General features: G+C 72.1%; 19 protein-coding genes and 2 pseudogenes. 11 read left to right on the top strand and 10 right to left on the bottom strand.

Annotation, left to right across the window (positions count from 1 at the left end):
- Positions 1 to 3 precede the first annotated feature (3 nt).
- Positions 4 to 2,202 carry a 3-hydroxyacyl-CoA dehydrogenase NAD-binding domain-containing protein gene (locus ACIQ6R_RS22785; RefSeq protein WP_404223054.1) on the top strand — a complete coding sequence of 733 codons (2,199 nt, stop codon included), beginning with the start codon at positions 4 to 6 and terminating at the stop codon, positions 2,200 to 2,202.
- Between the two features lie 9 nt (positions 2,203 to 2,211).
- Here the strand turns inward: ACIQ6R_RS22785 and ACIQ6R_RS22780 are convergent, their stop codons facing one another.
- Positions 2,212 to 2,934, bottom strand: a complete 723-nt coding sequence (locus tag ACIQ6R_RS22780; protein ID WP_404223053.1) for a MerR family transcriptional regulator — start codon at positions 2,932 to 2,934, stop codon at positions 2,212 to 2,214.
- A 231-nt stretch (positions 2,935 to 3,165) separates the two neighbouring features.
- Here ACIQ6R_RS22780 and ACIQ6R_RS22775 point away from each other — a divergent pair, with 231 nt between their 5' ends.
- Together ACIQ6R_RS22775 and ACIQ6R_RS22770 are read left to right on the top strand one after the other, a co-directional pair.
- The gene (locus ACIQ6R_RS22775; protein WP_404170826.1) at positions 3,166 to 4,635 is read left to right on the top strand and encodes an amino acid permease; all 1,470 of its coding nucleotides are present in this window, start codon (positions 3,166 to 3,168) and stop codon (positions 4,633 to 4,635) included.
- A gap of 4 nt (positions 4,636 to 4,639) precedes the next feature.
- Positions 4,640 to 4,972 (top strand): annotated as a pseudogene (locus ACIQ6R_RS22770) (Appr-1-p processing protein); the annotation flags it as partial.
- A 10-nt stretch (positions 4,973 to 4,982) separates the two neighbouring features.
- Here the strand turns inward: ACIQ6R_RS22770 and ACIQ6R_RS22765 are convergent.
- Together ACIQ6R_RS22765 and ACIQ6R_RS22760 are read right to left on the bottom strand one after the other, a co-directional pair.
- The gene (locus ACIQ6R_RS22765) at positions 4,983 to 5,162 is read right to left on the bottom strand and encodes a hypothetical protein (protein ID WP_404223445.1); all 180 of its coding nucleotides are present in this window, start codon (positions 5,160 to 5,162) and stop codon (positions 4,983 to 4,985) included.
- A 16-nt stretch (positions 5,163 to 5,178) separates the two neighbouring features.
- A pseudogene (locus ACIQ6R_RS22760) lies at positions 5,179 to 5,426 on the bottom strand (M1 family peptidase); the annotation flags it as partial.
- An 86-nt stretch (positions 5,427 to 5,512) separates the two neighbouring features.
- Here ACIQ6R_RS22760 and ACIQ6R_RS22755 point away from each other — a divergent pair.
- The 3 genes from ACIQ6R_RS22755 to ACIQ6R_RS22745 all read left to right on the top strand — a co-directional run bounded on the left by ACIQ6R_RS22755 (position 5,513) and on the right by ACIQ6R_RS22745 (position 10,568).
- Positions 5,513 to 7,474, top strand: a complete 1,962-nt coding sequence (locus ACIQ6R_RS22755) for a Xaa-Pro dipeptidyl-peptidase (protein WP_404223052.1) — start codon at positions 5,513 to 5,515, stop codon at positions 7,472 to 7,474.
- Entirely contained in the window at positions 7,471 to 8,757 is a 1,287-nt protein-coding gene (locus ACIQ6R_RS22750; protein WP_404223051.1) for a M14 family metallocarboxypeptidase, read from the top strand. Before ACIQ6R_RS22755 ends, ACIQ6R_RS22750 begins: the two co-directional genes overlap by 4 nt.
- 80 nt (positions 8,758 to 8,837) lie before the next feature.
- Positions 8,838 to 10,568: a BCCT family transporter gene (locus ACIQ6R_RS22745; RefSeq protein WP_404223050.1), complete on the top strand. Its 1,731-nt coding sequence runs from the start codon at positions 8,838 to 8,840 to the stop codon at positions 10,566 to 10,568.
- Between the two features lie 104 nt (positions 10,569 to 10,672).
- Here ACIQ6R_RS22745 and ACIQ6R_RS22740 read toward each other — a convergent pair whose 3' ends face one another.
- A complete protein-coding gene (locus tag ACIQ6R_RS22740) occupies positions 10,673 to 11,626 on the bottom strand; it encodes an FAD-dependent oxidoreductase (RefSeq protein WP_404223049.1) in 954 nt (317 codons plus the stop codon).
- A 66-nt stretch (positions 11,627 to 11,692) separates the two neighbouring features.
- On the opposite strand from ACIQ6R_RS22740, the gene ACIQ6R_RS22735 reads away from it, so the two are divergent.
- Positions 11,693 to 12,724 (top strand): oxidoreductase, encoded by a 1,032-nt coding sequence (locus ACIQ6R_RS22735; protein ID WP_404223048.1) that lies wholly within the window; start codon positions 11,693 to 11,695, stop codon positions 12,722 to 12,724.
- A 35-nt stretch (positions 12,725 to 12,759) separates the two neighbouring features.
- Positions 12,760 to 14,406 carry an ABC-F family ATP-binding cassette domain-containing protein gene (locus ACIQ6R_RS22730; protein ID WP_404223047.1) on the top strand — a complete coding sequence of 549 codons (1,647 nt, stop codon included), beginning with the start codon at positions 12,760 to 12,762 and terminating at the stop codon, positions 14,404 to 14,406.
- A 146-nt stretch (positions 14,407 to 14,552) separates the two neighbouring features.
- On the opposite strand, the gene ACIQ6R_RS22725 is transcribed toward ACIQ6R_RS22730, so the two are convergent.
- From ACIQ6R_RS22725 to ACIQ6R_RS22715, 3 genes are all read right to left on the bottom strand, one after another.
- Positions 14,553 to 16,943, bottom strand: a complete 2,391-nt coding sequence (locus ACIQ6R_RS22725; RefSeq protein ID WP_404223046.1) for a Tex family protein — start codon at positions 16,941 to 16,943, stop codon at positions 14,553 to 14,555.
- 115 nt (positions 16,944 to 17,058) lie between these two features.
- The gene (locus tag ACIQ6R_RS22720) at positions 17,059 to 17,190 is read right to left on the bottom strand and encodes an LPFR motif small protein (RefSeq protein WP_274595154.1); all 132 of its coding nucleotides are present in this window, start codon (positions 17,188 to 17,190) and stop codon (positions 17,059 to 17,061) included.
- A gap of 94 nt (positions 17,191 to 17,284) precedes the next feature.
- Positions 17,285 to 18,154: a hypothetical protein gene (locus tag ACIQ6R_RS22715; RefSeq protein ID WP_404170803.1), complete on the bottom strand. Its 870-nt coding sequence runs from the start codon at positions 18,152 to 18,154 to the stop codon at positions 17,285 to 17,287.
- Positions 18,155 to 18,301: 147 nt separating this feature from the next.
- Here ACIQ6R_RS22715 and ACIQ6R_RS22710 point away from each other — a divergent pair, with 147 nt between their 5' ends.
- Entirely contained in the window at positions 18,302 to 19,261 is a 960-nt protein-coding gene (locus tag ACIQ6R_RS22710; protein WP_404223045.1) for a GlxA family transcriptional regulator, read from the top strand.
- Positions 19,262 to 19,344: 83 nt separating this feature from the next.
- Positions 19,345 to 19,980, top strand: a complete 636-nt coding sequence (locus ACIQ6R_RS22705; RefSeq protein WP_404223044.1) for a DJ-1/PfpI family protein — start codon at positions 19,345 to 19,347, stop codon at positions 19,978 to 19,980.
- On the opposite strand, the gene ACIQ6R_RS22700 is transcribed toward ACIQ6R_RS22705, so the two are convergent.
- Complete coding sequence (locus ACIQ6R_RS22700; RefSeq protein ID WP_404223043.1) at positions 19,967 to 20,734, bottom strand: enoyl-CoA hydratase/isomerase family protein; 768 nt, start codon at positions 20,732 to 20,734, stop codon at positions 19,967 to 19,969. The genes ACIQ6R_RS22705 and ACIQ6R_RS22700 overlap by 14 nt on opposite strands.
- 205 nt (positions 20,735 to 20,939) lie before the next feature.
- Between ACIQ6R_RS22700 and ACIQ6R_RS22695 the strand changes: the two genes are divergently transcribed.
- Entirely contained in the window at positions 20,940 to 21,392 is a 453-nt protein-coding gene (locus ACIQ6R_RS22695) for an ATP-binding protein (protein WP_404172217.1), read from the top strand.
- 39 nt (positions 21,393 to 21,431) lie between these two features.
- Here ACIQ6R_RS22695 and idi read toward each other — a convergent pair whose 3' ends face one another.
- Together idi and ACIQ6R_RS22685 are read right to left on the bottom strand one after the other, a co-directional pair.
- Positions 21,432 to 22,025, bottom strand: coding sequence for an isopentenyl-diphosphate Delta-isomerase (gene idi, locus ACIQ6R_RS22690; protein ID WP_404223042.1), 594 nt, complete (start codon positions 22,023 to 22,025; stop codon positions 21,432 to 21,434).
- 310 nt (positions 22,026 to 22,335) lie between these two features.
- Positions 22,336 to 23,274, bottom strand: a complete 939-nt coding sequence (locus ACIQ6R_RS22685) for a cation diffusion facilitator family transporter (protein ID WP_404170788.1) — start codon at positions 23,272 to 23,274, stop codon at positions 22,336 to 22,338.
- Positions 23,275 to 23,472: the final 198 nt, after the last annotated feature.

The raw sequence follows: 23,472 nt of genomic DNA, 5'->3' as shown, positions 1-23,472 counted from the left end.
CTCATGACCACCGAGTCCACCACCATCCGCTGGGAACAGGACGACACCGGCGTCGTCACCCTCGTCCTCGACGACCCCGCCCAGTCCGCGAACACCATGAACCGGGCGTTCCGCGAATCCCTCGCCGTGATCACCGACCGCCTGGAGGCCGAGAAGGACTCGATCCGCGGCGTCATCGTCACCTCCGCCAAGAAGACCTTCTTCGCCGGCGGCGACCTGCGCGACCTGATCCGCGTCACCCCGGAGACCGCTCAGGACCTCTTCGACGGCGGCATGGCCATCAAGCGGAACCTGCGCCGCATCGAGACCCTCGGCAAGCCCGTCGTCGCCGCCATGAACGGCGCGGCCCTCGGCGGCGGTTACGAGATCGCCCTCGCCTGCCACCACCGCGTCGCCCTCGACGCCCCCGGCTCCAAGATCGGCTGCCCCGAGGTCACCCTCGGCCTGCTCCCCGGAGGCGGCGGCGTCGTCCGCACCGTCCGGATGCTCGGCATCACCGACGCGCTGCTGAAGGTGCTCCTCCAGGGCACCCAGTACAACCCGCGCCGAGCCCAGGAGAACGGCCTGGTCGACGAGGTCGCCGACAGCCGCGAGGACATGCTCGCCAAGGCCCGCGCCTTCATCGACGCCAACCCGGAGTCCGCCCAGCCCTGGGACAGGCCCGGCTACCGCATCCCCGGCGGGACGCCGTCCCACCCCAAGTTCGCGGCCAACCTGCCCGCCTTCCCCGCCAACCTGCGCAAGCAGACGAACGGCGCCCCCTACCCGGCCCCGCGCAACATCATGGCCGCCGCCGTCGAGGGCTCCCAGGTCGACTTCGAGACCGCTCAGGTCATCGAGGCCCGCTACTTCGTCGAGCTGGCCGCCGGGCAGACCTCGAAGAACATGATCCAGGCGTTCTTCTTCGACCTCCAGGCCGTCAACTCCGGCGCCAACCGCCCCAAGGGCATCGAGCCCCGCCGGGTCCGCAAGGTCGCCGTCCTCGGCGCCGGGATGATGGGCGCCGGCATCGCCTACTCGTGCGCCCGCGCGGGCATCGAGGTGGTGCTGAAGGACGTCGCCCTGGAGTCGGCGGTCAAGGGCAAGGGCTACTCCGAGAAGCTGTGCGCCAAGGCCGTCGCCAAGGGCCGTACGACGCGGGAGAAGGCCGACGCGCTGCTGGCCCGCATCACGCCGACCGCCGAGGCGGCCGACCTCGCGGGCTGCGACGCGGTCATCGAGGCCGTGTTCGAGGACACCTCGCTCAAGCACAAGGTGTTCCAGGAGATCCAGGACGTCGTCGCCCCCGACGCGCTGCTCTGCTCGAACACCTCCACGCTGCCCATCACCGCCCTGGCCGAGGGCGTCGAGCGCCAGGCCGACTTCATCGGGCTGCACTTCTTCTCGCCGGTCGACAAGATGCCGCTCGTGGAGATCATCAAGGGCGAGCGGACGGGCGACGAGGCGCTGGCCCGCGCCTTCGACCTGGTCCGGCAGATCAGCAAGACGCCGATCGTGGTCAACGACTCGCGCGGCTTCTTCACCTCCCGGGTCATCGGTCACTTCATCAACGAGGGCGTGGCGATGGTCGGCGAGGGCATCGAGCCCGCCTCCGTCGAGCAGGCCGCGGCCCAGGCGGGCTACCCGGCCAAGGTGCTCGCCCTGATGGACGAGCTGACGCTCACGCTGCCCCGGAAGATCCGCAAGGAGACCAGGCGGGCGGTGGAGGAGGCGGGCGGCACCTGGACCGCGCACCCCGCCGAGGCCGTCATCGACCGCATGGTCGACGAGTTCGAGCGTCCCGGGCGCAGCGGCGGCGCCGGGTTCTACGAGTACGGGGACGACGGCAAGCGGGCAGGGCTCTGGCCGGGCCTGCGGGAGCACTTCGCCAAGCCCGGGTACGAGATCCCCTTCGAGGACATGCAGGAGCGCATGCTCTTCTCGGAGGCGCTCGACACGGTCAAGCTCCTGGAGGAGGGCGTGCTGACCTCCGTCGCGGACGCCAACATCGGCTCGATCTTCGGTATCGGCTTCCCCGGCTGGACCGGTGGTGTCCTCCAGTACATCAACGGCTACGACGGCTACGCCGGGGCGGCTGCGGGCCTGCCCGGTTTCGTGGCCCGCGCGCGTGAGCTCGCCGACCGCTACGGGGAGCGCTTCACGCCGCCCGCGCTGCTGGTGGAGAAGGCGGACAAGGGGGAGGTCTTCACCGACGGCCGCTGAGGAGGCGGCTCAGTCCTCGCCGCCCTCCCCGAGCCACTCCCGCAGCTCCTGGCGCAGCGACCGCTGGAACGTGGTCAGCAGCGCCTGCACCACGATCGGGTGCATGTGGGCGGACAGGGACCGCACGTCCCGTGCGTCGCGTTCGGCGACCGCGTCGCGCAGCAGCCGCGACAGGTCGCGCGCGGCGGCGCGGGAGTGCTCGAGGAGGGCCGTACGGGCGGCGAGGACCGTCTCGGGGGAGAAGGGCACGTCGAGCAGCTCGACGCCGAGCCGGAGCAGCCCGGCGTCGACACGGTAGGCGTCACCCTCCGGTGCCTCCGCGTCCCGGACGACGATGTCCATCGCCGTCAGCCGGTCCACGTCGTCGTCCGTCAGCGGCCGGCCCGCCCGCCGGCCCAGCTCCTCCCGGCCGACGCTCTCCACCGTCTGCGGAGCCCAGGAGGCCACCACCGCGCGGTGCAGCGCGAGGTCGTGGGGGCTCAGATCCGGCGGCAGCCGCTTCAGGTACCGCTCGATCGCGGCCAGCGTCATGCCCTGGTGCTGCAACTCCTCGATCAGCGCCAGCCGGGCCAGGTGCTCCCCGCCGTAGTGCCCTACCCGGCGCGGGCCGATCGCCGGCGGCGGCAGCAGCCCCCTGGTGCCGTAGAAGCGGACCGTGCGCACCGTGACGCCCGCCCGCGCGGCCAGCTCGTCGATCGTGAGGGTCGGCTCCTCGGTGTCGGTCGTCGTCATGTGCAGCAGTATCGCTGTCCCACCAATGCTGTGACACCTCTTGTGCACCTTGTGGAGACGGCTCAGGGATCTTGTGAGAAGTCACGCTGTGTGACATGAGACACCGCATGCCCACGCAGAGTCGTGGGAAGGTGCTGCCTTGGTCTGTGCCGCGAGGGTGGTGCGGGCCTTGTCGCTGTACGGACGACCTGGGCGTAACCCGCCCGGGCGCACCAGAGAGTGGTACCACCCGTGAGCAAGGACGCCGTCGCCACGGCACAGGCCGCCGCCCACCCCCAGGCGGCCGAACGACCCGCGGACGCGGGTGACGCCGGCTACAGCAAGGACCTCAAGGCCCGCCACGTCAACATGATCGCCATCGGCGGCGCCATCGGCACCGGTCTCTTCCTGGGTGCCGGCGGTCGCCTGCGCGATGCGGGCCCGGCGCTCGCGATCGCCTACCTCGTCGCCGGCGTCTTCGCCTTCTTCGTCGTCAAAGCCCTCGGTGAGCTGGTGCTCTACCGGCCCTCCTCCGGGTCCTTCGTGTCGTACGCGCGTGAGTTCCTCGGCGAGAAGGGCGCCTACGTCGCCGGCTGGATGTACTTCCTGAACTGGTCGACGACCGGCATCGCCGACATCACCGCGATCGCGCTGTACACGCACTACTGGAGTATGTTCACGAGCATCCCGCAATGGGTGCTCGCCCTGATCGCCCTCGCGGTGGTCCTGGCCGTGAACCTGATCTCGGTGAAGATCTTCGGCGAGATGGAGTTCTGGTTCGCCATCGTCAAGGTCGCCACCCTCGTCGCCTTCATGCTGATCGGCATCTTCCTGCTCGCCACCCAGCACGAGGTGGGCGGGCACACCCCGGGCATGAGCATGATCACCGAGCACGGTGGCGTCCTGCCGCACGGCGCCATGCCCGTCATCCTGGTCATGCAGGGCGTGATCTTCTCCTACGCGGCCCTGGAGCTGGTCGGCGTCGCCGCCGGCGAGACCGCCGAGCCGCACAAGATCGTCCCCCGCGCGGTGAACTCGATCATGTGGCGCGTCGCCCTGTTCTACGTCGGCTCGGTCGTCCTGCTGGCCCTGCTGCTGCCGAGCTCGCTCTACTCGGGCGACGAGAGCCCCTTCGTCACGGTGCTGTCGGGGATCGGGGTGCCGGCCGCCGGCGACGTGATGAACCTCGTCGTCCTCACCGCGGCGATGTCCTCCCTGAACTCCGGCCTGTACTCCACCGGCCGCATCCTGCGCTCGATGGCGATGGCGGGCTCCGCGCCCAGGTTCACCGGCGTGATGAGCCGCAGCCAGGTCCCCTACGGCGGCATCCTGCTGACCTGCGCGGTCTGCGTCCTCGGCGTCGGCCTGAACTTCCTGGTGCCGAACAAGGCCTTCGAGATCGTCCTGAACGTCGCCTCCCTGGGCATCATCAGCACCTGGGTGATCATCATGATCTGCCACCTGGTCTTCGTGCGCCGGGCGCGCGCCGGCCTGGTCGAGCGGCCGCACTTCCGGCTGCCCGGCAGCCCCTTCACGGAGACCGTCACGATCGCCTTCCTGCTGGCCGTGATCGTCCTGATGTGGAACGACGAGGAGGTCGGCCGCAAGACCGTGCTCCTGGTCCCCGTGATCGCGGTGATGCTGGTGGCCGGCTGGTTCGGCGTCCGGCGGCGGGTGGCGTGGAACGCCGCCGAGCAGGAGCCGGGCAGTCTCACCAAGTAGGGGGCGCGCCTGGCACCGCGACCGCGCGTCGAACGACTTCGGGCTGGGTGCGGTCCAGCTCGTCCGGGTCGAGCCGTATGTGTGGGTGGCCAACGTGATCGGCCAGCGCGGCATGAGGACCGGCAGCAAGGGCGCCCCCGTGCGCTACGAGGCGATCGACACGGCACTCGGCCGCCTCGCCGACCGAGCGGCCGAGCTGAACGCCTCCGTGCACATGCCCCGCACAGGCTGCGGCCTGGCCGGCGGCAAGTGGTCCCGGGTCGAGCCGCTCATCACCGAGCGCCTCGCCCGGCGAGGCGTCCCCGTGACCGTCCACGACCACGGGGACGCCGCCTGAGCCCTGCCGGTCAGTGCCCGCGCTCGTGCTCGTGCCCGTCGTTCGTCGCGGCGATCCGCTGCCGCGACCGGGGCCGCACGGGCGCGTCCGACGCCTTCACCAGGGACGCCGCGCGCGCCGCCTGCGCGTCCGGCTTCGCCGGCTGGAACAGCCAGGTGCCGAACAGCGCGGCCGGCGGCTCGCCGGACACCTCCTCGGCGTACCGCGTCGAACCGCGACAGGTCCTGGCGGTGCGGGCCGGGAGCGTCGCCGTTCCCTCCAACCGGTTCGGAGCGGCCGGTACTCGAGGCGCGGGTCGTAAGGGGAGACGTCGTATCCGCCGTTGCCGTAGGCCGGGCGGCAGGGGGCGCCGATGCCCGGAGCGCCGGGGGGAGTGGGCCGCCGCCGACGCCGGGATCGCCGGTATGACGACAGCGGCCCCCAGTGCGCCCGGCACGATGACTCCGCGGTGCACGACCCTGTCACACGATCGCTATTCGGCCGTCATGAGACACGTCTTGCCCTCTTCTGTGCGGGAGTTGATCGATGTACCGTCCGCGCATGCCGATACGCATGCGCTTCACGATCTGGAGACCGCTCGCGACGGCGGCCACGGCCGCACTCATGGCAACCTTCCTCACGCCCGTCGCCACGGCACACCCCGCGACCCCGCGACAGAGCGAAGCGGTCCACTCCTACGACGACGCCATCCGCGAGGCCGTCTGGGTGGACACCGGATACGACGGGGACGGCGACGGCGAGGACGACCGCGTCGCCGTCGACATCGTCCGCCCCCGCGAACCTGCCCAGCAGGGCCGGAAGATCCCCGTCATCATGGACGCCAGCCCGTACTACTCGTGCTGCGGGCGCGGCAACGAGAGCCAGAAGAAGACGTACGACGCCGACGGCGACGTCGACCAGATGCCGCTGTACTACGACAACTACTTCGTGCCGCGCGGCTACGCCTTCGTCGGCGTCGACCTGGCCGGCACCAATCGCTCGGACGGCTGCGTCGACGTCGGCGGACGCTCCGACATCCAGTCCGCGAAGGCCGTGGTCGACTGGCTGAACGGCCGCGGGAAGGCGTACACCAGCCGCACCGGCGGCGAGCGCGCCAAGGCCCGCTGGACCAACGGCAAGACGGGCATGATCGGCAAGAGCTGGGACGGCACCATCGCCAACGGCGTGGCCGCGACCGGCGTCGAGGGCCTGGAGACCATCGTCCCGATCGCCGCCATCTCCTCCTGGTACGACTACTACTTCAGCCAGGGCGCCCCCCTCTACGGCTCCGGCCCCGACTGGCTGTCCGACTACGTCAACAGCCCCGACGCCCGCGCCGACTGCGACGCCGTCCAGCAGAAGCTCGTCGACGGCGCCCCGCGCACCGGCGACTGGACCCGGCTGTGGTCCGAGCGCGACTACGTCAAGGCCGCGAGCAAGGTGAAGGCGAGCGTCTTCCTCATCCACGGCATGCAGGACCTCAACGTCCGTATGCAGCACGTCGGCCCGTGGTGGGACGCCCTCGCGAAGAACGGCGTGGACCGCAAGATCTGGCTCTCCCGGACCGGCCACGTCGACCCCTTCGACTTCCGCCGCGCCGAGTGGGTCGACACCCTGCACCGCTGGTTCGACCACGAACTCCTCGGCTACGACAACGGCATCGACCGCGAGCCCATGGCCGACATCGAACGCGGCCCCGACCAGTGGGAGACGTCGAGGACCTGGCCGCCGCGCTCCACCGCCACCACGACGCTGCGCCCCGCCGACGGCGCGCAGCCCGGCGTCGGCACCCTCGGCCTGCGCCGGGACCGCGGCACCGAGACGTTCACCGACGACCCCGCGCTGCACGAGACGGACTGGGCCGCGCACATCGACGAGCCCACCCCGGGCAAGGCCGGGTTCGTCACCGGCCCGCTCACCCGCGACCTGCGCCTGTCCGGAGCCTCCGAGGTCACCGTCACCGCGCGGTCCAGCACTCCGACGGCCCACCTCTCCGCCGTCCTCGTCGACCTCGGCCCCGACACCATCCGCGACTACGCCGACCGCGGTGAGGGCATCACCACCCTCACCGACCGCACCTGTTGGGGCCCGAGCACCCCGGGCGACAGCTCCTGCTACAAGGAGACGGCGGCGAAGACCACCGACGTGGACCACACGGTCGTCAGCCGAGGCTGGGCCGACCTCGGCAACCACGCGTCCAAGTGGCGGGGACGGCCGCTCACTCCGGGCAAGGCCTACACCATCACCCTCGACCTGGCGGCCACCGACCACGTCGTCCCGGCCGGCCACCGCCTCGCGCTGATCGTCGCGGGCACCGACAAGGACCTCATCGACCCGCCCGCCGACACGCCGACACTCACCGTGGACCTCTCGCGCACGTCGGCACGCGTACCGTTCGTCGGCGGCACCGCCGCGTTCGCCGAGGCCACCGCCGGTACGGCGACCGCCGCGCCCGCCCCCGCGCCCCTCGACGGCGTGTCCGCGCCGCACACGACCCACCGTGTCCCGAAGGGAGCCCGATGAACCGCCTGCGCACCCTCACCGTGACCACCGCGTCCCTCCTCGCCGCGTCCCTCCTCGCCGCGCCGGCCCACGCCACCGACACCGCACACGACCCGCCCCGCACCGGCTTCGAGAAGACGCACGGAGCCCGCTGGACCAGCCAGCCCGAGGAGCAGGCGCTCCTGGCCGCCGCCGACCGGGCGAGCAGCCGGGTCACCGTCGACCGCATCGGCACCACGAAGCAGGACCGCCCCCTCCAGCTCGTGACGATCGGCAGGCACTCCGCCCCGAACAAGGTGCTCCTCGTGTGCAGCCAGCACGGCGACGAGCCCTCCGGCCGCGAGGCCTGCCTGTCCACCGTCCGCGACCTGGCCTACGCGAAGGACCGGCGGACCCGGCGCTTCCTGGACCGCACGACCGTGCTCGTCGTGCCCACCGCCAACCCCGACGGCCGGGCCGCCGACACCCGCGGCAACAGCGACGGCGTCGACGTCAACCGCGACCACCTCGCCCTGAAGACGGCCGAGGCCCGCGCCCTGGCCGCCGTCGTCCGCGACCGGCGCCCCGACGTCCTCTACGACCTGCACGAGTACGGTGCCACACCCCCGTACTACGACAAGGACCTCTTCGACCTCTGGCCCCGCAACCTCAACACCCACACCCGGGTCCACGAGGAGGCCCGCGCGCTGTCCGGGGCGTACGTCCGCCCCGCCGCCGAGGAGGCCGGTTACTCGGCCGGCACCTACGGCATCTGGACCGACCCGGTCACCGGCGATCCGATCAAGCAGACCGCCGGCGATGGCCAGGAACGCATCCTGCGGAACATGTCCGGCGTGAAACACTCGGTCGGCCTGCTCATCGAGAGCCGCGTCGACGCGCTCACCGACGCGGAGCGCGCGGACGAGGCCCTGAACAACCGGCGCCGGGTGAACTCCCAGCTCGCCGCCCTGGACGGCATGTTCCGCTTCACGGACCAGCGGCGCGGATCCGTCGAGGCGGCCACCGCGGTCGCCCGGTGGTCCGGCCTGGCCGACACCGGGCCCGTCTACCTCGGCGGCGCGGACAACGACCCGGCCGGGCCCACCGAGGTGGTCGAGGACCCGCCCTGCGGCTACCGGCTCACCCCCGGCCAGTACGCGGACATCAAGGACGAACTCGCACTGCACGGTGTACACACGCGTCCGACCGGGGAGAAGGGCGCCTACGTACCGCTGCGCCAGCCGCTGCGCGCCCTCGTGCCGCTGCTCCTGGACGAGCGTGCGACGTACCGCTTGACGGTGGGTGAACCCGACACCCGCTGCTGAAGAGGTGAGTTCCGCGTCGCACGTGGTAGGGGCGTAGCGGAGGATTGTTTTCAGCCTCACCGACTTGAAAGGTGCCGCCTGTGACGCAGGACCGACCAAGCGACAAGGAACATCACGAAAGAGGCACGCTGCCGGGTTCGGAAGCGGGCCTGCCGGGGCAGGAGCACAAGCCCCGGACCGACCGCGTCGTCTTCGGCGTCACGGCGGTCCTGACCCTCGCGTTCGTCGTCTGGGGCGTGGCCGGCACCGACTCGCTGGAGGACACCTCCGGCAGCATGCTCAGTGGCCTGATCCACAACGGCGGCTGGGCGTTCGTGCTGGCCGCCTCCGGGTTCGTCCTCTTCGCCCTCTGGCTCGCGGCCAGCCGCTACGGCCGCATCCACCTCGGCGCCGAGGGCGAGAAGCCGGAATTCCGGACGGTGTCCTGGGTCGCCATGATGTTCAGCGCCGGTATGGGCATCGGTCTGATGTTCTGGGGTGTGAGCGAACCGCTGGCGCACTTCGAGACCGCCCCGCCCGGCAGCAGTCCCGCCGACACCGGCGACCGCATGGCGACGGCCATGGCCACCACCCTGTTCCACTGGACGCTCCATCCCTGGGCGATCTACGCGGTGGTCGGCCTCGGCATCGCCTACAGCACCTTCCGCAGGCGCCGCCGGCAGACCATCAGCGCCGTGTTCACCCCGCTCATCGGCGAGAAGCACGCCAACGGCGTCAGCGGCCGGGTCATCGACATCCTGGCCATCATCGCGACGGTCTTCGGCTCCGCGGCCTCGCTCGGCCTCGGCGCCCTGCAGATCGGCTCCGGCCTCGAGAAGCTCGACTGGATGGACAAGGTGAGCACCGGGCTGCTGGTCGGCATCATCGCGGTGCTGACCGTGGCGTTCGTGGCCTCCGCGATCTCCGGCGTGGAAAAGGGCATCCAGTGGCTGTCCAACACCAACATGGTGCTGGCCCTGCTCCTCGTCGTGTTCGTGTTCGCCGCGGGCCCGACCATCCTCATTCTCGACCTGCTGCCGACCTCGATCTTCGCCTACCTCGGCGACCTGCCCGAAATGGCCGGCCGCACCGAGATCAGCGGCGGCGAGGGCGTCGCGGACTGGCTGGGCAGCTGGACCGTCTTCTACTGGGCGTGGTGGATCTCCTGGACGCCCTTCGTCGGCATGTTCATCGCCCGCATCAGCCGGGGCCGGACCATCCGCCAGTTCATCGGCGGCGTCATCCTCGTCCCCAGCACCGTCAGCCTGATCTGGTTCGCGATCTTCGGCGGCTCGGCGATGCGACTCCAGGAGCAGAACCGGCTCGGCGACGAGACGACCCCCGAGGGCCGGCTCTTCGCCGTGCTCCAGGAGTACCCCATCGCCACCGTCACCAGCCTGCTGGTGATGATCCTCGTCGGCATCTTCTTCGTCTCGGGCGCCGACGCGGCCTCCATCGTGATGGGCACCCTCTCGCAGAAGGGCGCGCTCGAACCCAGCCGTTGGGTGGTCGTGTTCTGGGGCGTGGTGACCGGCGCGGTCGCCGCCATCATGCTCATGGTGGGCAGCGGCGAGGGAGACGCGCTCACCGGTCTGCAGAACCTCACGATCCTCGCGGCGGCGCCCTTCGTCATCGTGATGATCTTCATGTGCGTCGCCCTCATGCGCGACCTGCGCCGCGACCCCCTCATGGTGCGCGGCGAGATGGCCTCCGAAGCCGTCGAGCTGGCCGTCATCGAGGGCCACAAGAAGTACGAGGGCGACTTCGAGATCCGCATCGGCCCGGGCCCCGGCACGGACGTGGAGGGCGATCCGATCGGCAAGCACCACTGACCGACGCGAAGTCGTTCGGTGGGCGGGGGAACGGGAAGGGGCCGGCACGCATCCGCGTGCCGGCCCCTTCCCCGTCGGAGCACGCCGTCCGGACCGCGGCGCGGTCAGCGGGAGGCGAGTTCGGCCGCCTCCCGCGCACACCCCCAGGCCACGGTGACGCCCGCGCCGCCGTGGCCGTAGTTGTGCACCAGCAGCCGCCCGTCCGGGAGCCGTTCACGCTCCAGCCGTACCGCGTCCCGGGCCGGCCGCAGCCCCACCAGGTGCCCGAGCACCCGCGCCCCGGCGATCTCGGGCCGCAGCGCCGCGCACCGCCGTACGATCGCCTCCGCGACCGCCGGGTCCGGTTCGGTCGACCAGGCGTCCTCCTCGGCCGTGCCGCCCAGGACCAGCCGGCCGGGCTGCGGGAAGAAGTACGCCATCTCCCCGGAGACGGGGTCGGTGGAGACCATCCAGGTCCGGATGCCGGGGTTCTCCACGACGACCAGCTGCCCGCGCACCGGACGCACGGACGCGTCCGGCACCAGCTCCCGGGCGCCCAGCCCCGTGCAGTTGACCACCACCGGTGCCTCGGCCTCCGCCAGATCGGCCACCGCGCGCGTCTCGGCCACACCGCCCGCCGACACCAGCCGCTTCCGCAGCCACGCCAGATGAGTCGACATGTCGATGAGCGGCAGCCGCGCCCACAGCCCCGACCCGCCGTACTCCTCCGCGGTCGCCGCACGCAGTCCCGGCAGCCGTGCGGCAGCCCAGGTGTCCACCTCGTCCAGGCCGGTATCGCCCAGCACCCCTTCGACCATGCGTACGCCGCTCTCCTCGGACCGCGCCGCCAGATCCTCGTACACCTCCAGGGAGCGCAGCGCCCACGCCCGCACCAGCGCGACCGGCTCGATGCGGTACGGCCACCACAGCGCACCCGCGACCGCCGAGGTGGTCCGCTCGACGGGCTCCCGCGTCCACAGCCGCACCCGCCGCCCGCGCTCGGCGAGAACGACGGCCGTCGTCAGCCCGACCACCCCGCCGCCGACCACGACGACTTCGCCATCCAGTTCGGTTTCCACACCGGGACGTTAGCGGAATGCCCCATGCCGTGCGCAGAGCGGTCGCACCCCGGGAATACTCACCGCATGGCTGCCGAGTACGCGACCTTCGCTCTGGCCCCGGCGATGCGCGCCGGTGGCGTCCGGGCCGACGGCGACTACCAGGTCCACCGCGACTTCATGGACTTCGTCGTCGACGGGCGCCCCCTGCTGTTCCGCCTCTCCGACCTGGACGCCGTCTCCCCGCTCGCCTCCGACGTGCCGCCCGCGATCCTCACCGCACAGGTCCGCGGCCTGCTCCTGGAGACCGGCGCGCCCCTGCCCGGCGGCCGGTACGTCATCTACGCCTGCCCCGAGTGCGAGGACCTCGCCTGCGGCGCGGTGACCGCCGTGATCCTGCGCGACGGCGACGGCTTCGTCTGGCGGGACTTCGCCTGGCAGACCGGCGACGACGCCGACCTGGAGTTCAACGGCTACCACGGCATCGGCCCGTACCGCTTCCCCGGCGCCGAGTACCGTGCCGCCCTCGCCGCCCTGCTCGACGGCTCCGCGCACACCCGGCGCAGAGTCCTGCTGATCGGCGACCGCGTCGCCCTGCTCGCCAGGCTCGCCGCCGCGCTGCGCATCATCGGCATCGGCGCCGACATCACCCATGACGCCGGTGCCGTGCCGGCCGACGAACTGCGCGCCTACGGCGCCGTCGCCTTCGGCCGCGCGGTCGCCGAGGAGGAGCGGGGGGCCGTACTCCGCGCCTTCGCCGACGCCGGCGTGGACGTGGCCCACGTCGACGGCCTCGCCCCGATCGTCCCGCTGCTCGTCGCCCAGATCGAACACGCCCTGGACCGCCGCCCGGCCGAGCGGCGCCGACTGACCCGCCTGACGGCGACCGGCACCGCGGCGGACGTCGAGGTCACCTCGCCCTGCCGGGTACGGCTCACCGCGTACCGACTGGACCGCCTGCACCGCACCCACACGCACGAGGTCTTCGACGGCGTACTCGAACCGGGCGGCCACCGCCTCGGCCTGGACGCGAGGACGGTGAAGGGGGAGTCCTTCGTGGTGGCGCGGGCGCCGGGAAGCGTGCTGGTGGCCGCGGTGACGCACGGGAAACCCGGCTGAACGGGCGGCCGACCGCCGTTAGGATCGACGGTCTGATGACTGCCACCCTCGTCGCCAAGAACCTCGCCGCCGGCCACGGCGACCGCTCCCTGTTCACCGGGCTCGACCTCGTCGTCGCGCCCGGCGACGTGATCGGACTCGTCGGAGCCAACGGCGCGGGCAAGTCCACCCTCCTGCGGATGCTCGCCGGACTGACCACCCCGGAACAGGGCGAGCTGCGTCTGTCCCCGCCGACCGCCACCGTCGGCCACCTTCCGCAGGAGCCCGAGCGCCGGCCCGGCGAGACGATCCGGGCGTTCCTGGCCCGCCGCACCGGCGTCACCGAGGCGCAGCGCACCATGGACGAGGCCACCCAGGCACTGGTCGACGGCGCTCCCGGCGCCGACGACGCCTACGCGACCAGCCTGGAGCGCTGGCTCGCCCTCGGCGGCGCCGACCTCGACGACCGCGCGGCCGAGACCGCCGACGCACTGGGCCTGACCGTCGACCTGGACCAGCCGATGACGTCCCTGTCGGGCGGCCAGGCGGCGCGCGCCGGACTCGCCTCGCTCCTCCTCTCCCGCTACGACGTCTTCCTGCTCGACGAGCCGACCAACGACCTCGACCTGGACGGCCTGGAGCGCCTCGAACGCTTCGTGACCGGCCTGCGCGCCGGCACCGTCGTCGTCAGCCACGACCGCGAGTTCCTCACCCGCACCGTCACCAAGGTCCTCGAACTCGACCTCGCCCAGCGGCAGATCAACCTCTACGGCGGCGGCTACGAGGCCTACCTGGAGGAACGCGAGGTGGCCCGACGGCACGCGCGCGACGAGTTCGAGGAGTACGCCGACAAGCGGGCCTCCCTCCAGGACCGGGCCCAGATGCAACGCGGCTGGATGGACAAGGGCGTCAAGAACGCCCGGCGCAAGGCGGGCAACGACAACGACAAGATCGGCCGCAAGTTCCGCAGCGAGGCCAGCGAGAAGCAGGCCGCCAAGGCCCGCCAGACCCAGCGCATGATCGAACGCCTGGACGTCGTCGAGGAACCGCGCAAGGAGTGGGACCTGCGCATGGAGATCGCCTCGGCGCCACGCTCGGGCGCGGTGGTCGCCACCCTGCGCGACGCCGAGGTCAGACGCGGCGACTTCGTCCTCGGCCCGGTCTCCCTCCAGATCGACTGGGCGGACCGGGTGGCGGTGACGGGAGCGAACGGCGCGGGCAAGTCCACGCTGCTCGCCGCCCTCCTGGGCCGTGTCCCGCTCGACGCCGGACACGCGGCGCTCGGCTCCGGCGTCCTGCTCGGCGAGGTCGACCAGGCCCGCAAGCTGTTCTACGGCCCCGAGTCCCTGCTCGACGCCTTCCGCTCGGCCACGCCGGACACGGAACCGGCCGAGATCCGCACCCTCCTGGCCAAGTTCGCCCTCAAGGCGGACCACGTCATGCGCCCGGCCTCGACCCTCTCCCCGGGCGAGCGCACGAGGGCGGCCCTGGCCCTCCTCCAGGGCAGAGGCGTCAACCTCCTGATCCTGGACGAGCCGACCAACCACCTCGACCTGCCGGCCATCGAACAACTGGAATCGGCCCTGGACGCCTACGCGGGCACGCTGCTGTTGATCACCCACGACAGGCGAATGCTGGACGCGGTACGGGTGACGAGGCGCCTGGAGGTAACCGACGGCAAGGTGACGGAAACGACGACTTAGCCGCGGACAGCCGCATGCCGCCGCAGCTGCGGGCAGTCGTGCCTCCTCCAGTGCCCGAACGGCCTGGGAGGTGCCCCCAGGGCGGCACGGGTGGGCGCACCGGCACCCGGCGAGCGCCGGCCCGCGCACCCACCCGCCCCGCAGGTCTACGCCAGCCCGGCCCGCCGCAACGCGTCAGCCATCGCCCCGTTGGACGGAGCAGGCGCCGACGACCGCCCCTTGCCGCCACCGCCACCGGCACCACCGCCGGAGGCCTGCCGCTGCTGCCGCTGCCTCGGCGGCTTCCCCCCACGCTCCCGCTTCTGCTCCCCGTGCGAACCCTGCCCGCCCTGCGGAGCAGCCTCGTCGTCCAACCGCAGCGTCAACGAGATCCGCTTCCGCGGAATGTCGACGTCCATCACCTTCACCTTCACGATGTCCCCGGGCTTCACCACATCCCGCGGATCCTTCACGAACGTCTTGGACATGGCCGACACATGCACGAGCCCGTCCTGGTGCACACCGACGTCCACGAACGCACCGAAGGCCGCGACATTCGTCACGACACCCTCCAGCACCATCCCGGAGGACAGGTCGGAGATCTTCTCCACGCCCTCCTTGAAGGTGGCCGTCTTGAACGCGGGCCGCGGGTCGCGCCCGGGCTTCTCCAGCTCCCGCAGAATGTCCGTGACCGTCGGCAGACCGAACGTCTCGTTCACGAACTCCGTCGGCTTGAGCGACCGCAGCACGGAGGTGTTGCCGATCAGGCCGGCCACCTCCTGCCCGGTGGTCTTCACCATCCGGCGCACCACCGGGTACGCCTCGGGGTGCACGCTGGACGCGTCCAGGGGGTCGCTGCCGCCCCGGATCCGCAGGAAGCCCGCGCACTGCTCGTACGCCTTGGGGCCGAGCCGCGACACCTTCTTCAGCTCGGTCCGGGACCTGAACGGCCCGTTCGCGTCGCGGTGCGCCACGATGTTCTCGGCGAGTCCGGAGGTGACGCCGGACACGCGGGCGAGCAGCGGCGCGGACGCCGTGTTGACGTCCACGCCCACGCCGTTCACACAGTCCTCGACCACCGCGTCCAGCGAGCGCGACAGCTTCACCTCGGACAGGTCGTGCTGGTACTGGCCGACGCCGATCGACTTCGGGTCGATCTTCACCAGCTCGGCCAGCGGGTCCTGCAGCCGCCGGGCGATCGACACGGCGCCGCGCAGCGAGACGTCCATGTCCGGCAGCTCCTGCGAGGCGAAGGCGGAGGCCGAGTACACGGAGGCACCGGCCTCGGACACCATCACCTTGGTCAGCTTCAACTCCGGGTGCTTGGTGATCAGTTCCCCGGCGAGCTTGTCGGTCTCGCGGGACGCCGTGCCGTTGCCGATGGCGATCAGCTCGACCGCGTGCTCCTCGGCGAGCCGCGCCAGCTTGGCGATCGCCTCGTCCCACCGGTTGGCGGGGACGTGCGGGTGGATCACGTCCGTGGCCACGACCTTGCCGGTCGCGTCGACCACGGCGACCTTCACGCCCGTACGGAAGCCCGGGTCCAGGCCGAGCGTCGCGCGCGTGCCCGCCGGGGCGGCCAGCAGCAGGTCGCGGAGGTTCGCGGCGAAGACGTTCACCGCCTCGTCCTCGGCGGTCGTGCGCAGCCGCAGCCGCAGGTCGATGCCGAGGTGTACCAGGACGCGGGTGCGCCAGGCCCAGCGGACGGTGTCCGTGAGCCACTTGTCGCCGGGCCGGCCGCGGTCGGCGATCCCGAAGCGGCTCGCGACGATCCCCTCGTACGACGACGGTCCGTCGGTGGCCTCCTCGGGCTCCAGGACGAGGTCGAGCACGCCCTCCTTCTCGCCGCGCAGCATGGCGAGGATCCGGTGCGAGGGCAGGTCGGTGAACGGCTCGGCGAAGTCGAAGTAGTCGGCGAACTTGGCGCCGGCCTCCTCCTTGCCCTCCTTCACCTTGGCGGCGAGCCGCCCGCGCACCCACATCCGCTCGCGCAGCTCGCCGATCAGGTCGGCGTCCTCCGAGAACTTCTCCGTGAGGATCGACCGCGCTCCGTCCAGGGCGGCCTGGGGGTCCGGCACGCCCTTGTCGGCGTCGACGAACGCGGAGGCCGCGGCGAGCGGGTCCACGGACGGGTCGCCGAGCAGGCCCTCGGCCAGCGGCTCCAGGCCCGCCTCACGGGCGATCTGCGCCTTGGTGCGCCGCTTGGGCTTGTACGGCAGGTAGATGTCCTCGAGGCGGGCCTTGGTCTCCGCCCCGCGGATGCGCGCCTCGAGCTCCTCGGTGAGCTTGCCCTGCTCGCGAACCGAGTCGAGGATCGCCGTGCGCCGCTCCTCCAGCTCCCGCAGATAACGCAGCCGCTCCTCGAGCGTGCGCAGCTGCGCGTCGTCGAGCATCTCGGTCGCTTCCTTGCGGTAGCGGGCGATGAAGGGCACCGTGGAGCCGCCGTCGAGCAGCTCCACCGCGGCCTTCACCTGCCGCTCCCGTACGCCGAGTTCCTCGGCGATCCTGCTCTCGATGGACCTCACGTCGATGGACGCGCTGGATCCGGGTGTCGTCACGATCCCGTACCGCCTTCTCACAGAGGTTGCGCGGCAATTGTGGCAGGTGGTGCCGACAATCGGGGATCAGGGCACCACCCGGCCCGGTCGGGAACGGGACGCGCCGGACGCGGTGTCAGACCCGGCGGCCGCGGGTCGAGGACGAGGCCCCGCCGAAAAGCCGGGCCAGGGCCCGGAAGGGAAGCGTCACCACGGTGGCGATGGCCCCACCGATCTGGCGCAGTACGTCTGCGATGGCACGGAACACGGAAAGCCCCTTTCCTCTCCCGGCCCCTCCGGCCGGGAGTCCTACGGGTACCTCCGGATCGGCCGGACATGCCCGTCGGCGGGGCCGGACCCGGTCAGCGCTTGCCGAGCAGGTCCGCCGGGAAGGCGCCGGCGCCCAGCGCCGTACGGGCGAAGGTCGTGCCGAGTTCGGTCAGACGGGCCACGCCCTCGGCCCCGAGGTGCGCGTAGGGGGCCGCGTCCAGCCGGTCCGTCTCCCGTTCGATCTCGTCGCGCAGTGCCACGCCCCGCTCGCTCAGCTCGCCGGGTTCGTCGATCAGGCCGCGCTCGCGCAGCCGGTCCGTCGCCGCCTCCCACTCGTCCTGGGTCCAGCCACGGGTGCTGAAGATCCACTTCGGCGCCATGCCCTTACCGGTCGCGGTGTGCGTCACCAGCGCTTCCAGGCCGTCGAGACCCGCGGCCATCAGCGCGGCGAGGTGGCCGTCGCCCCGGTGCTCGCGCAGCAGGGTCGCCGCGTGCCAGAACGCCAGGTGCGGAGCGTCGGGCACCGGCAGGTCCGCGTGGGCGGAGTACAGCGGACGGGCGCTGCGGGAGCAGCCCTCCGCGGCGCGCAGCGCCAGGCCGGCGGCCTCCGACATCTCCGCCGACGCCAGGGCCTGGTCGCCGAGCAGGCGGCGCAGCGTCGCGTCGACGGCACGCGCGCGTGCCGCCAGGACCTGTGCCGGGGTGGCGGTCTCCCACACCGCGGGCACATGCCGGGCGACGAGGTCGTGCTTGTAGTTGTAGAACGTCGCCGTCACGGCGCCGGCGCCGACCGGGCCGAGCGCGGCGGCGCGCACCGCGAAGTTGACGGCCCGGGGGTCGGTGACCCCGAGGTCGCCCAGTTCCCGGCCCAGGTCGGGCGAGAAGTAGTGCGTCGAGTGCAGCGAGTTGAGCGCGTTGTGGCAGCGGCGGCCGGCGCGTGCGTCCATGGCGGCAGTGGTCATGCCGCGCAGGTTACCAACCGCTCAGTACGTCCTCCAGGTGTCTGCCGGAAGGCCCGCGACGACCTGCCCCCGAGCGCGGTGCGTATGGCAGGAAAGGTGGGTTACTCGTCATTGCGGTCATCAGCGGGCGGGCGAAGAATCGACGGCATGGCGCACCGAACCGTCCTCGTCGTCCTGTTCGACGACGTCCAGAGCCTCGATGTCACCGGCCCCGTGGAGGTCTTCGCGGGCGCCGAGCAGCACACGCCGGGGACGTACCGCATCCGTACGGCCTCGCTGGACGGCGCACCCGTGCGCACCTCCAGCGGCCTGACCGTCGTACCGGACGTGGCCCTGGCCGAGGCGCCCGTCCCGGACACCCTGATCGTTCCCGGCGGCCAGGGCTCCCGGAATCCCGACCCGCGCCTGGTCGAGTGGCTGCGGGGGCACGGGCCGCGCGCCCGGCGCCTGGTCTCCGTCTGCACCGGGGCGAGCCTGATCGCCCGGGCGGGGTTGCTGGACGGCCGCCGCGCCACCACCCACTGGGCCTACTCCGGCCGGCTCGCCCGCGACCACCCGGCCGTGGACGTCGACCCCGACCCGATCTTCATCCGCGACGGCCACGTCGCCACGTCCGCCGGCGTCACCTCCGGCATCGATCTCGCCCTCGCCCTGGTCGAGGAGGACCTGGACCGGGACGCCGCCCTGACCATCGCCCGGCACCTGGTGGTGTTCCTGCGCCGGCCCGGCAACCAGGCGCAGTTCAGCGCCCAGCTCGCCGCCCAGACCGCACGGCGTGAGCCCCTGCGCGAGCTCCAGCGGTGGATCGCCGAGCACCCCGGCGCGGATCTGAGCGTCGAGGCCCTCGCCGACCGGGCCGGCCTCTCGCCCCGCCACTTCGCCCGCGCCTTCCGCGCGGAGACCGGCACGACACCCGGCCGGTACGTCGACCGGGTCCGCGTCGAACACGCCCGTCGGCTGCTGGAGGACACCGGCGACGGCGTCGAGGAGATCTCCCGTTTCAGCGGTTACGGCACGCCGGAGGCCATGCGCCGCGCCTTCGTCAAGGCCCTCGGAACCTCACCGGCCGAGTACCGCCGCCGCTTCCGTCCCGCGCCCGTCCACTGAGGACCCGAGCCCGTCCACTGAGGACCCGAGCCCGTCCACCGAGGACGCGCCCCCGCTCGCCGAGCGAGCCCGAAAGGAAACACGTGCAGATCGCCATCGTTCTCTTCGACCGCTTCACCGCCCTCGACGCCGTGGGCCCGTACGAGACCCTGAGCCGCGTTCCCGGCGCGGAGACCGTCTTCGTCGCCGAGCGGACCGGCCCCGTCCGCAACGACGGCGGGAGCCTGGCGCTGACCGCCGACCGGACCCTGGCCAACGTGCCGAACCCGGATGTCGTGGTCGTGCCGGGCGGTCCCGGCCAGGACGCGCAGATGGACAACGGGACCCTGCTGGACTGGCTGCGCACCGTCGACGCCACCAGCACCTGGACCACCTCGGTCTGCTCCGGCTCCCTCCTGCTGGCCGCCGCGGGACTGCTCACCGGCCGCCGCGCCACCTCGCACTGGCTGGCACTGGACCTGCTGAGGCGGTTCGGCGTCGAGCCGACCGGGGAACGGGTGGTCACCGACGGCAAGTACGTCACCGCGGCCGGCGTCTCCTCCGGTATCGACATGGGTCTCGCGCTGGTCGGCCGCATCGCCGGTGACGAACACGCCCAGGCGGTCCAGCTGCTCACGGAGTACGACCCGCGGCCGCCCTACGACGCGGGGTCCCCGGAGAAGGCACCCGCGCATCTCGTCGAGGAGTTCCGCACCGCCAACCGGTTCATCCTGAAGTAGACCCGCTCGGCGGCATGCTCCAGCCGAATCGCGGCTGCCTGCGCTCCAGGAAGGCGGCGACCCCCTCCGCGGTGTCGCCGCTGCCGCGCGCCTGGGCGGCCCAGTACGCGTCCCGGTCGGTGCGCCCGTTCGCGAACTCCTTCGCCGCGGCCTGCGTCAGCTGCGAGCGCGACGCCAGTACCCGGGCGAACTCCGCGACCCGCTCGCCGAGTTCGCCCTCCGGCAGTACCTCGTCGACCAGGCCGGTGCGCAACGCCCGCCCGGCGTCGATCAACTCCCCCGAGAAGAGGAGGTACTTCGCGGTGGCCGGGCCCGTCAGCGCCACCAGCCGCCGGGTCGAGGAGGCGGGGTACACGACGCCCAGCTTGGCCGGGGTCACCCCGAACAGCGCCGACTCCTCGGCGAACCGCAGATCGCAGGCGACCGCCAACTGGGCCCCGCCGCCCACGCAGTGACCGCGGATCGCCGCCATCGTCGGCTTGGGGAAGGCCGCGAGGGCCTCCTCGGCGCGTACGGCGAGCCCCTGCGCGTCCTCCGCCGGCTCCCGCAGGGTCGAGATATCGGCCCCGGCGCAGAACGTCGCGCCCTCACCGGTGAGCACCAGCGCCCGCACCGCCGGGTCTCCCGCCAGGGCGTCGAGCAGCTCGGGCAGCGCCCGCCACATCGCGGCCGTCATGGCATTGCGTTTGGCCGGGTGGTGGACGACGACGGTGGCGACCGAGTCGGCGACCCGGTGCAGCAGCTGCGGCTCCATGCGCCGGATGTTATCCGCCCACCCGTTGGGTCCACGCGCCCGGTGCGAGCGGGACAGGAACGGTCCCACAACTGACCGTGTCATACGTCAACGATCAGAAGTGTTCGATATCAGCTGACTTGTGTTCAGTTCTCCGGGGCGGGGCGACGCGTTACCAACACTCAGGGGTGTGGTGACAATCGAGCCCGAGGGTGGCGACCGGACCATGGACGAGACCGGGCCCGCCGGGCCGCTGCCGTACGAAGGCGTCTGGCGGTTCACCGCCCCCGCCGTGGACGCGTCGGTCCCGCAGGCGCGGCACGCCGTGCGGGACCTGCTGGTGCGTCAGGGCGTACCGGTCTCCGACGACGTGGCCGAGGGGCTGCTCCTGATCGTCTCGGAGCTGGTCACGAACGCCGTCCGGCACGCGGCGGTGCTGTCGCCGGTGCTCGCCGTCGAGATCGCCGTCGGGCCCGAGTGGGTGCGGGTGTCCGTGGAGGACAGCCACCCCTATCGCCCGACCGCCCTGGAGGCCGACCACGGTCAGACGGGCGGGCGCGGACTGCTCCTGGTCCGGGAGACCACCCGGGAGGCGGGCGGCGCGTGCGACGTGGCCCACACGGCGAGCGGCGGCAAGGTGATCTGGGCCGCCCTGCCGCTCAAGCACGCCCTGCGGTGAATCCGCCCTCCGGTCAGCACGCCCCGCGGCAGGGCGGTCTCACCAGCCGGCGGAGGGCCCCGTCAGCTCGCGGACCGCGGGCCGGGCCGCGTCCAGCACCGTCATGAACCACGCGGAGAAGGTGTCCTTGCCATGCCGTTCGGCCAGCTCGGCAGGCGACACGAAGGCCGTCTCCGCGACTTCCTCCGGGTCGGGCCGCGGCGCTGCCTGCACGAGGCCGACGAACAGGTGGTTGTACTCCTGCTCGACCAGCCCGGAGGCCGGGTCCGGGTGGTTGTAGCGCACCGTGCCCGCCTCGGCGAGCAGCGACGGTGAGACAGCCAGCTCCTCGTACGTCCGCCGGGCCGCCGCCGCGAAAGGCGCCTCGCCGGGGTAGGGGTGACCGCAGCAGGTGTTGGACCACACGCCGGGGGAGTGGTACTTGCCGAGCGCCCGCTGCTGGAGCAGCAGCCGGCCCCGCTCGTCGAAGAGGAACACGGAGAAGGCGCGGTGCAGCCGCCCAGGAGGCTGGTGCGCGGAGAGCTTCTCCGCGGTGCCGATCGTCACGCCGCTCTCGTCGACCAGTTCCAGCAAAATCGCGTCTGCGGTGCCGTTCGACGAACTGTGCGTCGCGGTGGCAGGAGTGATCGGCATACCCATCCTTCACATCGGTCCTCGCGCCCCAAGTGTGCCGTACGAATCCGGCACTCTCGGCACTTCCCGGCACTCCCGCATGTCCCGCGCGGCGGCACGGGCGGCGGTCGTCACCGGTCGGACGCCGAGGAAGGGCCCAGTCGATCATCGTGCCCGGCGTCACGGACCGGGAACCGTCCACGGCGTGACCGGGAGAAGTGCCGCGGGAGGCAGGACCGGGCAGGAGGTGGACAAGCGGCGGACGGCCGCACTCCGCAGCGCGTTCCGGCACCCGCGCGCCCCCACCGCGCCGCACCGCTGCCGTCCGGCCTCAGTGGCACAGCCTCGCCTCGTGCTCCGCGTGGCCGCTGGGCTCCAGCTGGAAGGTGCAGTGCTCCACGTCGAAGTGGTCGCCGAGGCAGCCCTGCAACTCGTGCAGCATCTTCTCGTGGCCGATCGCGCTCAGCGCCTCGCCGCTCACCACCACGTGCGCCGACAGCACCGGCATGCCCGAGGTGATCGTCCAGGCGTGCAGGTCGTGGACGTCCTCCACCCCGTCCAGCGCCAGTATGTGGGCGCGCACCTCGGCGATGTCCACGCCCTTGGGCGCCGCCTCCAGCAGCACCTCCAGGGTCTCGCGCAGCAGCCGCCAGGTGCGCGGCACGATCATCAGGCCGATGACCAGCGACGCGATCGGGTCGGCCGGCTGCCAGCCGGTGGCCAGGATCACGAGCGCCGAGACGATCACCGCCAGGGAGCCCAGCGCGTCCGCCGCCACCTCCAGGAAGGCGCCCCGCACGTTCAGGCTCTCCTTCTGTCCGCGCATCAGCAGGGACAGCGACACCATGTTCGCCACCAGGCCGATCGCGCCGAAGACGACGGTCAGCCCGCCCGCGGTGCCGGCGGGGGTGATGAACCGTTCGATCGCCTCGTACAGGACGTAGCCGCCGACCCCGAGCAGCAGCAGGCAGTTGGCCAGGGCGGCGAGGATCTCGGCGCGGGCGAAACCGAACGTGCGCCGGTCGCTCGGCGGCCGGTTCGAGAAGTGAATGGCCAGCAGCGCCATGCCGAGACCCAGGGCGTCCGTCGCCATGTGCGCGGCGTCGGCGATCAGCGCGAGCGAGTCGGCGAGCACGCCGCCGACGATCTCGACGACCATGACGAAGAGCGTGATGGTCAGCGCCACCCGCAGTCTGCCGCGGTACGCGGCCGTCGCCGTCCCGCCGGCCCGCGCCCCGTGCGCGTGCCCGTGATCGTGCCCAGCCCCCATGAGAAGCAGCCTCCCTGTGCGTCCGGCGTCCGGCGTCCGGATCACAGTGAACTACGGGTAGGGGGTATCCGGCAACGCGGCACTGAACACCGTTGTCATCTGCCCTGACCTGCGGAAACGTTACGCAGGTCAGGGCGCCGCGACGCTCTTGGGGGGCCATTCGGGTGAGCCCGGCGAACGGCCGGTCCGAGGCGTCCC

The sequence above is a fragment of the Streptomyces sp. NPDC096048 genome, from assembly GCF_044763415.1.
GTDB lineage: Bacteria > Actinomycetota > Actinomycetes > Streptomycetales > Streptomycetaceae > Streptomyces.
Note: the sequence above shows the minus strand (reverse complement) of the source record. Positions and strands in the feature narration are given on the sequence as shown.

Bases quoted from the DNA above. Each gene is read 5' to 3' on its own strand.
- ACIQ6R_RS22785 (WP_404223054.1), top strand. From the start codon at position 4: ATGACCACCGAGTCCACCACCATCCGCTGGGAACAGGACGACACCGGC.
- ACIQ6R_RS22780 (WP_404223053.1), bottom strand. From the start codon at position 2,934: ATGACGACGACCGACACCGAGGAGCCGACCCTCACGATCGACGAGCTG.
- ACIQ6R_RS22755 (WP_404223052.1), top strand. From the start codon at position 5,513: ATGCCGATACGCATGCGCTTCACGATCTGGAGACCGCTCGCGACGGCG.
- ACIQ6R_RS22750 (WP_404223051.1), top strand. From the start codon at position 7,471: ATGAACCGCCTGCGCACCCTCACCGTGACCACCGCGTCCCTCCTCGCC.
- ACIQ6R_RS22735 (WP_404223048.1), top strand. From the start codon at position 11,693: ATGGCTGCCGAGTACGCGACCTTCGCTCTGGCCCCGGCGATGCGCGCC.
- ACIQ6R_RS22730 (WP_404223047.1), top strand. From the start codon at position 12,760: ATGACTGCCACCCTCGTCGCCAAGAACCTCGCCGCCGGCCACGGCGAC.
- ACIQ6R_RS22715 (WP_404170803.1), bottom strand. From the start codon at position 18,154: ATGACCACTGCCGCCATGGACGCACGCGCCGGCCGCCGCTGCCACAAC.
- ACIQ6R_RS22710 (WP_404223045.1), top strand. From the start codon at position 18,302: ATGGCGCACCGAACCGTCCTCGTCGTCCTGTTCGACGACGTCCAGAGC.
- ACIQ6R_RS22700 (WP_404223043.1), bottom strand. From the start codon at position 20,734: ATGGAGCCGCAGCTGCTGCACCGGGTCGCCGACTCGGTCGCCACCGTC.
- ACIQ6R_RS22695 (WP_404172217.1), top strand. From the start codon at position 20,940: ATGGACGAGACCGGGCCCGCCGGGCCGCTGCCGTACGAAGGCGTCTGG.
- idi (WP_404223042.1), bottom strand. From the start codon at position 22,025: ATGCCGATCACTCCTGCCACCGCGACGCACAGTTCGTCGAACGGCACC.
- ACIQ6R_RS22685 (WP_404170788.1), bottom strand. From the start codon at position 23,274: ATGGGGGCTGGGCACGATCACGGGCACGCGCACGGGGCGCGGGCCGGC.